Source organism: Luteibacter sp. KNZ12-1A (assembly GCF_056755675.1).
On sequence record NZ_JBPGXU010000150.1, the window covers coordinates 1 to 6993 of the forward strand.

Annotated in this window: 6 protein-coding genes; 2 read left to right on the forward strand and 4 right to left on the reverse strand. The window is 67.5% G+C overall.

Going from position 1 to position 6993, the window contains the following annotated elements; genetic code table 11:
* Nucleotides 1-572: 572 nt before the first annotated feature.
* The 4 genes from ACR9ZJ_RS18455 to orn all read right to left on the reverse strand — a co-directional run bounded on the left by ACR9ZJ_RS18455 (nucleotide 573) and on the right by orn (nucleotide 4647).
* A complete protein-coding gene (locus tag ACR9ZJ_RS18455) occupies nucleotides 573-1508 on the reverse strand; it encodes an isopenicillin N synthase family dioxygenase (protein ID WP_426287774.1) in 936 nt (311 codons plus the stop codon).
* A 22-nt stretch (nucleotides 1509-1530) separates the two neighbouring features.
* Entirely contained in the window at nucleotides 1531-2934 is a 1404-nt protein-coding gene (glmM, locus tag ACR9ZJ_RS18460) for a phosphoglucosamine mutase (RefSeq protein ID WP_481280555.1), read from the reverse strand.
* A gap of 236 nt (nucleotides 2935-3170) precedes the next feature.
* Complete coding sequence (folP, locus tag ACR9ZJ_RS18465) at nucleotides 3171-4076, reverse strand: dihydropteroate synthase (protein WP_481288583.1); 906 nt, start codon at nucleotides 4074-4076, stop codon at nucleotides 3171-3173.
* A gap of 4 nt (nucleotides 4077-4080) precedes the next feature.
* Nucleotides 4081-4647, reverse strand: a complete 567-nt coding sequence (orn, locus tag ACR9ZJ_RS18470) for an oligoribonuclease (protein WP_306847175.1) — start codon at nucleotides 4645-4647, stop codon at nucleotides 4081-4083.
* An 80-nt stretch (nucleotides 4648-4727) separates the two neighbouring features.
* Here orn and sbcB point away from each other — a divergent pair, with 80 nt between their 5' ends.
* Both sbcB and ACR9ZJ_RS18480 read left to right on the forward strand, forming a co-directional pair.
* On the forward strand, nucleotides 4728-6152 hold the full coding sequence (gene sbcB, locus ACR9ZJ_RS18475; protein ID WP_481288584.1) for an exodeoxyribonuclease I: 1425 nt from the start codon (nucleotides 4728-4730) through the stop codon (nucleotides 6150-6152).
* 7 nt (nucleotides 6153-6159) lie between these two features.
* Nucleotides 6160-6846, forward strand: coding sequence for a DUF2461 domain-containing protein (locus tag ACR9ZJ_RS18480; RefSeq protein ID WP_481280558.1), 687 nt, complete (start codon nucleotides 6160-6162; stop codon nucleotides 6844-6846).
* Nucleotides 6847-6993 lie beyond the last annotated feature (147 nt).

Sequence of the window (6993 nt, forward strand, 5' to 3'; positions counted from 1 at the left end):
CGATGGGTGCTGGCCTCAGGCTGACCCGCTGCCGCGGGATCGCCGCTGAAGCGGCTCCCACAAAGGCTCCCACAAAGGCTGCCACAAAGCACAAAGGCTGTCGGAGCCTAGCTCTGTGTGGGAGCCGGCTTTGCCGGCGATGAGTGCTTGTCGCAAGCTAGCCCGCTGCCGCGGGATCGCCGCTGAAGCGGCTCCCACAAAGGCTGCCACAAAGGCTGCCACAAAGCACAAAGGCTGTCGGAGCCGGGCTTTGTGTGGGAGCCGGCTCTGCCGGCGATGGGTGCTTGCCTCAGGCTGGCCCGCTGCCGCGGGATCGGCGCTGAAACGGCTCCCACAAAGGCTGCTGGCTCCCGGCTACACCTTTGGCTTTCATGCCGTCAGGCGCGGCCGCGGGCGCGCACGGTGCGCTGGCGTCGCGTGCGTTGGGCCGCCGAGCGGACGGCGGATTTTTTTCGGGGCGACGAGCGCTTGGCTCGCGAAGGCGGGCGTGAGGGTGTCACTGGTGACTCCGGAAACGGAACCGGGAGGGTGGATGCTCTCCCCCTCCCGGTGAAAAACCCGCTAAGACGCGATCAGATCAGCTTGATCTCGCGCAGACGTTCCTGAAGGTACTCGTGCGCCGTGATCGGCTCGGGGTAGCGCTTCGGGTTGTCGGGCGTGACGCAGGACGGCAGCACGTCGAGCACCACGTCGGGGTTCGGGTGCAGGAAGAACGGTACGGAATACCGCGGCTTGCGTGCGTTCTCGTTCGGTGGATTGGTCACGCGGTGGGTGGTGGACGGGTACACGTGGTTGGTCAGGCGCTGGAGCATGTCGCCGATGTTGACCACGATGGCGTCGCCCTCGGTGGTGATCGGCAGCCAGTCGCCTTCACGCGTGAGCACTTCCAGGCCTTCCGCGCTCGCGCCGACCAGCAGCGTGATGAAGTTGATGTCCTCGTGCGCACCGGCGCGTACGTTCGGCACGTCGGCCTGTTCGATCGGCGGGTAATGGATCGGGCGCAGGATCGAGTTGCCCGAGTCGATCTTGTCGTCGAAGAAACGCTCCGGCAGCTCGATGTGCAGGGCCAGGGCGCGCAGCACGCGGGCGCCGAGCTGGTCCAGCGCTTCGTACAGCCCGTAGCCGTGCTCCTTGAAGTCCGGCACCTCGGCCGGCCAGACGTTGGGCGGCATCACGTCGGCGAATTTCGAATCGCGCGGGATCTCGCGGCCGATATGCCAGAACTCCTTGAGATCCGCGAACTTGCTGTCCTTGGCGGTTTCCACCTTGAACGGCGTGTAGCCACGCGCGCCACCGCCACCGGGGATGTGGTACTTGCGCTTGGTCTCGTCCGGCAAGGCGAAGAAGCGCTTGAAAGCGTCGTACGCGCCGTCGATGGCCTCTTTCGCGATGCCGTGTCCGCTGATGCAGCAGAAGCCGAATTCGCGATACGCCGCGCCCAACTCGGCCACGAAGGCCTCGCGATCGGTGTCGTAGCGACGGATATCGAGGGTGGGAACCTTCTTCATGCTGTGTCCGCTGGTCGGAGGATCAGGCCGTGGCCTGGGCCGCCGATTTTACGGCGTCGGCCAGCTGGGCCGCCAGCCGTTCCACCTCGGCCGCATCGGCGGCCTCGATGGTCACGCGCACGAGGGGTTCCGTGCCGGAAGCCCGCAGGACCACTCGGCCACGGCCTTCCAGCGCCGCTTCCACCTCGGCCAGCGCTTCCTTCACCGTTTGCGTGCCGAGCGCCGCCTTGGCGCCCTCGACCCTCACGTTGACCATCGTCTGCGGCAACTTGACCAGCCCCGCGCGGGCCTCGGCGAAGGTCTCGCCCGCGTCGGCCAGTGCTTCGAGCAAGGCTAGCGCCGCGACGATGCCGTCGCCCGTGGTGAAGCGGTCCAGGCACAGCACATGGCCGGAGGTCTCGCCACCGAGGACGCCACCATATTCCTTCAACTGCTGCAGGACGTAGCGATCGCCGACGTTCGCGCGGACGAAGGGAATGTCCATGGCCTTGAGCGCGCGCTGCAGGCCGTAGTTGCTCATCAGGGTGCCGACCACGGGGCCGGGCAAGGCGGCGCGACGCTTCCAGTGCCGGGCGATGACGTAGAGCATGTCGTCGCCATCGGTGACCGTGCCGTCGGCATCCACGATGCGCACGCGATCGCCGTCGCCATCGAAGGCGATGCCGAGGTCGGCACCGCGCGCGACCACGGCCGCGGCGAGCGCGGCGGGGTCGGTGGAGCCAACGCCGCGGTTGATGTTCAGGCCATCCGGTTCGGTACCGATGGTCGAGACCTCGGCGCCCAGTTCGCGGAACACCTTCGGCGCCACCTGGTACGTGGCGCCGTGCGCGCAGTCGAGCACGACGCTCAGGCCACGGAGGGAGAATTCATCGGCGACGGTGGATTTGCAGAACTCGGCGTATCGGGTCACGGCGTCGTCGATACGGCTGGCCTTGCCCAGCGCGTCGGAGGCGACGGTGACGAAATCGGCCTCGATCTCGGCCTCGATCTCGGCTTCCAGCTCGTCGTCGAGCTTTTCGCCCTGGCCGGAGAAGAACTTGATGCCGTTGTCCTGGTGCGGGTTGTGCGAGGCGCTGATGACGATGCCCGCGTCCGCCCGCAGCGAGCGGGTGAGGAAGGCGACGGCGGGCGTCGGCATCGGGCCGAGCAGGCGAACGTCGGCGCCGGAGGCGACCAGGCCGGCTTCCAAGGCCGATTCGAACATGTAGCCGGACACGCGGGTGTCCTTGCCGATCACCACGGTGACCTTGCGGCTGTGGTCACGGCGGTCAGGGCCGGCGGTGGCGCCACGACGGTCGGCGGCGCGGCGACGCGCCAGCACGGCACCGGCGGCGCGGCCCAGGCGGAGGATGAAATCCGCACTGATCGGATAGGTACCGACATGGCCTCGGATGCCGTCGGTGCCGAAATACTTGCGTTCACTCATGGTCTTATCGTCCTTGCAGGATCGGCAAAGGATACTCCGGCGGGATGAAAGTGCCGGATATTCCGGAAGGGCTAGCCAGGTGGTGGGGCTATCGCCGACAAGGTCGGCTCCCATCGGGCGCGGTGCCCGCGGGGGTTTCGCGGCCACGGCGACCTACTGGGTCGAGGCTATCGCCGACAGGGTCGGCTCCCACCAGGGTGCGGGGCGCTGGGGGCGTGGTGCCCTGCCCCGGAAGGTCAGTCGTCGTCGGGCCAGCGGGGCATCGAGGGTTTGTCGTGGCGGGGCGCCGTGTCGCCGGCCTTGACGGCGGCCCATACGGCCAGGGCGTCGACCGTCGGGGCCACATCGTGGACGCGGACCACGACGGCGCCGCGCTGCACGGCGATCAACGCCGCGGCGACCGAGCCGTGCACCCGGGCGGACGGGTCCTGCCGGCCGGTCATGGCGCCGATCATGCCCTTGCGCGAGACGCCGACGTAAGCGCCGGCGCCGAGTTCGGCGAAGCGCGACATCGCCCGCAACAGGGCCAGGTTGTGTTCGAGGTTCTTGCCGAATCCGAAGCCCGGATCGACCAGCACCCTGCGCCGCTCGATGCCCGCCAGTTCGCAGGAGAACAGCCGGTCGGTCAGGAATCGATGGACATCGCCCACCACGTCGTCGTAGTCCGGGGCGTCCTGCATCGTTCGCGGCTCGCCCTGCATGTGCATGAGGCAGACCGGCACACGCAGTTCGGCGGCGGTATCCAATGCGCCTTCGCGACGGAGGGCGTAGACATCGTTGATCATGCCCGCGCCCGCGCCCACGGCGGCGCGCATCACTTCGGGCTTGGAGGTGTCGATGGACAGCGGCAGCGTGGTACCTGCCGAGAGGCGTTCGATCAACGGCACGACGCGGCGGATTTCTTCCTCCACCGACACCTCATCGGCACCGGGGCGGGTGGACTCGCCGCCGATGTCGAGCATGTCCGCGCCCTCTTCCGCCAGCTTCATCGCATGCGCGTAGGCGGCTTCGAGGGTGTCGTGGCGGCCACCGTCCGAGAACGAATCCGGAGTGACGTTGACGATGCCGACCACGCGCGGCCGGTCGAGCACCAGTGCGCGGCCATTGCAATCGAGCACCGTGGCGAAGGGATCGGTATTCATGGGGTCAGCCCGGCTGTTGGCCGCCGAGCGCGCCCATGAAGTGGCGGTAGTAGCGCAGCTCGTCGATGGAATCGCGGATATCGGAAAGCGCCGTGTGCGCCGAGTCCTTGGCGAAACCACGGAGGATTTCCGGCGACCAGCGCCGCGACAGCTCCTTGAGGGTGGAGACGTCGAGGTTGCGATAGTGGAAATAGCGTTCCAGCTTCGGCATTTCGCGGTGCAGGAAACGGCGGTCCTGGCAGATGGAGTTGCCGCACATCGGCGACTTGCCGGCGGGAACCCACTGGCGCAGGAAGGCGATGGTGGCTTCCTCGGCCTGCTCGGGCGAGGTATCCGATTCCACCGAGCGTCCCCACAGGCCGGAGCGCATGTGCTGGTTGCGATTCCAGGCGTCCATCTGCTGCAGGCGGGCGTCCGCATGCGAGATGGCGAAGACCGGTCCCTCGGCGAGCACGTTCAGATCCTTGTCCGTCACAATGGTGGCGATTTCCAGGATGGAATCGTTATCCGTATCCAGGCCGGTCATTTCCAGGTCGATCCAGATGAGGTTGTCTTCGTTCGCTGGCGTCATGGGCGCTCCTTGGGTACTGCGGAGTCTAACCCGCGAGGCCCCTGGCCTGCAGGAGCACCGGAACGTGAGATCATCGCCGGATGGCAGAACCGACCTTCTTCTGGCACGACTACGAAACCTTCGGCACCGATCCCCGGCGGGACCGTCCGAGCCAGTTCGCCGGCATCCGCACCGACGCCAACCTCGAGATGGTCGGCGAGCCGGTGATGATCTACTGCAAGCCGCCACGCGACATGCCGCCGCAACCGGCCGCCTGCCTCGTCACCGGCATCGCACCCCAGCTGGCCGAACGCGAAGGCCTGAAGGAAGCCACGTTCGCCGCGGCGATCCACGAACAACTCGCCCTGGCCGGCACCTGCACGGTCGGCTACAACTCGCTGCGGTTCGACGATGAGTTCACCCGCCACCTGCTGTATCGGAACTTCTACGACCCCTACGGTCGTGAGTGGGAAAACGGCAACTCGCGCTGGGACCTGATCGACCTGGTACGCATGTGCCAGGCACTGCGTCCGGAAGGCATCGTCTGGCCTACCCGCGACGACGGCATGCCGAGTTTCAAGCTGGAACACCTCGCGACGGCGAACGGGCTGAAACAGGCACGCGCGCATGACGCGCTCTCGGACGTCGAAGCGCTGATCGCCCTGGCCCGGCTCATCCGCCAGAAACAGCCGAAGTTGTGGGATTGGTACTTCGCCCTGCGGCGCAAGCAGCGCGTCTTCGAACTGCTGGACGTGGCGGCGATGACGCCCGTCGTGCACGTGTCGTCGCGCTACCCCGCCAGCCGGCAGTGCCTGACCGTGGTCGCGCCGCTGGCGGCGCATCCCTCGCGCGCCGGCGAGATCATCGTCTACGACCTCACCGCCGATCCTTCCGACCTGCTCGCGCTCGACGACAGCGACATCGCCGACCGTGTGTTCACCGCGCGCGCCGACCTGCCGGAAGGCGTGGAGCGGATCGCGCTGCGCACCATCCGTGCGAACCATGCGCCGGCGCTGGCGCCCCTGTCCGTGCTCAAAGGCGTCGACCATGCGCGCCTCGGCCTCGACATGGACGCCGTGGAACGTCACCTGGGCGCGCTACGCCATGCGAGCGGGCTCGCCGAGAAGCTGCGCCGTGTCTATGGACACGCGGCGGCGATGCCACCGGCGGAAGATCCGGAGCTGGCGCTGTACGGTGGCTTCCTGCCGGACGCCGACCGCCGCCTGCTGGCCGAGGTGCGCGCCACGCCACCGGAGCAACTGGGCACGCATCGCTTCAACTTTCGCGACCCCCGTTATCCGGAACTGCTGTTCCGCTATCGTGCGCGCAACTGGCCGGAGACGCTCAGCCTCGAGGAACACGAGCGCTGGGAGGCCTTCCGCGCCGACCGCCTCACCCGCCACGGCCCGCTCACGACCCTCACCCTCGACGATTACAACGCCGAACTCGCCACCCTGCGCGCCCTGCCCGGCGCACCCCTCGCCCTGCTCGACGAGCTGGAGGCGTGGGGCCAGGAACTTCGCTGAAGAGCCCATGCCAAAGACCTATTTCACGCCCGCCACCTTCCGCTTCTTCAAGTCGCTGGTCCGCAACAACAACCGCGAGTGGTTCCAGGATCACAAGGACGACTACGAGCGCCACGTGCGCGAGCCGTTCCTCGAACTGATCGGCGATCTCGCCGTGCCGCTGGGCAAGATCAGCCCCCACTTCCGGGCCGATCCGCGCAAGGTGGGCGGCTCGCTGTACCGGCTTCATCGCGATACGCGCTTCGCCAACGACAAGCAGCCGTACAAGGGCTGGCAAGGCGCCCGGTTCTTCCACGAGCGCCGGCACGAAATCCAGGCACCGGGGTTCTACCTGCACATCCAGCCCGGCGAATGTTTCGTCGGCGGCGGCATGTGGCACCCGGAGCCGCCGGTGCTGAAGAAACTGCGCGAATTCCTGGCCGATAATCCGGGGGCTTGGAAGCGTGCCACGCACGGGAAGGCGTTTCAGGAGCGCTTCTCGTTCTGGGGCGAGAGCCTGTCGCGGCCGCCCCGTGGGTTCGACGCGAATCATGAGCTGATCGACGACCTGAAGCGGAAGAACTTCGCCGCCGGGCGGGATTTCGACGAGGCCATGGCGTGCTCGCCGGAGTTGCTGCCCTTCGTGGTGGACCACTTCAAGCGACTGGCCCCGATGGTGGATTATCTGTGCGCGGCGCAGGAGTTGGAGTTCTGAGGTGGGCTGGCGGTCGCTGCCGCGACCATCGCCGCTGAAGCGGCTCCCACAAGAACACCCGCTGTCGCGGGATCGCCGACAGGGTCGGCTCCCACCAAAGCGCGCCGAGGTTCCCACCGGACTGGCTGCAACCTGGTGGGAGCCGAC

Coding starts and splice junctions, on each gene's coding strand:
- ACR9ZJ_RS18455 (WP_426287774.1), bottom strand. CDS start 1,508: ATGAAGAAGGTTCCCACCCTCGATATCCGTCGCTACGACACCGATCGC.
- glmM (WP_481280555.1), bottom strand. CDS start 2,934: ATGAGTGAACGCAAGTATTTCGGCACCGACGGCATCCGAGGCCATGTC.
- folP (WP_481288583.1), bottom strand. CDS start 4,076: ATGAATACCGATCCCTTCGCCACGGTGCTCGATTGCAATGGCCGCGCA.
- orn (WP_306847175.1), bottom strand. CDS start 4,647: ATGACGCCAGCGAACGAAGACAACCTCATCTGGATCGACCTGGAAATG.
- sbcB (WP_481288584.1), top strand. CDS start 4,728: ATGGCAGAACCGACCTTCTTCTGGCACGACTACGAAACCTTCGGCACC.
- ACR9ZJ_RS18480 (WP_481280558.1), top strand. CDS start 6,160: ATGCCAAAGACCTATTTCACGCCCGCCACCTTCCGCTTCTTCAAGTCG.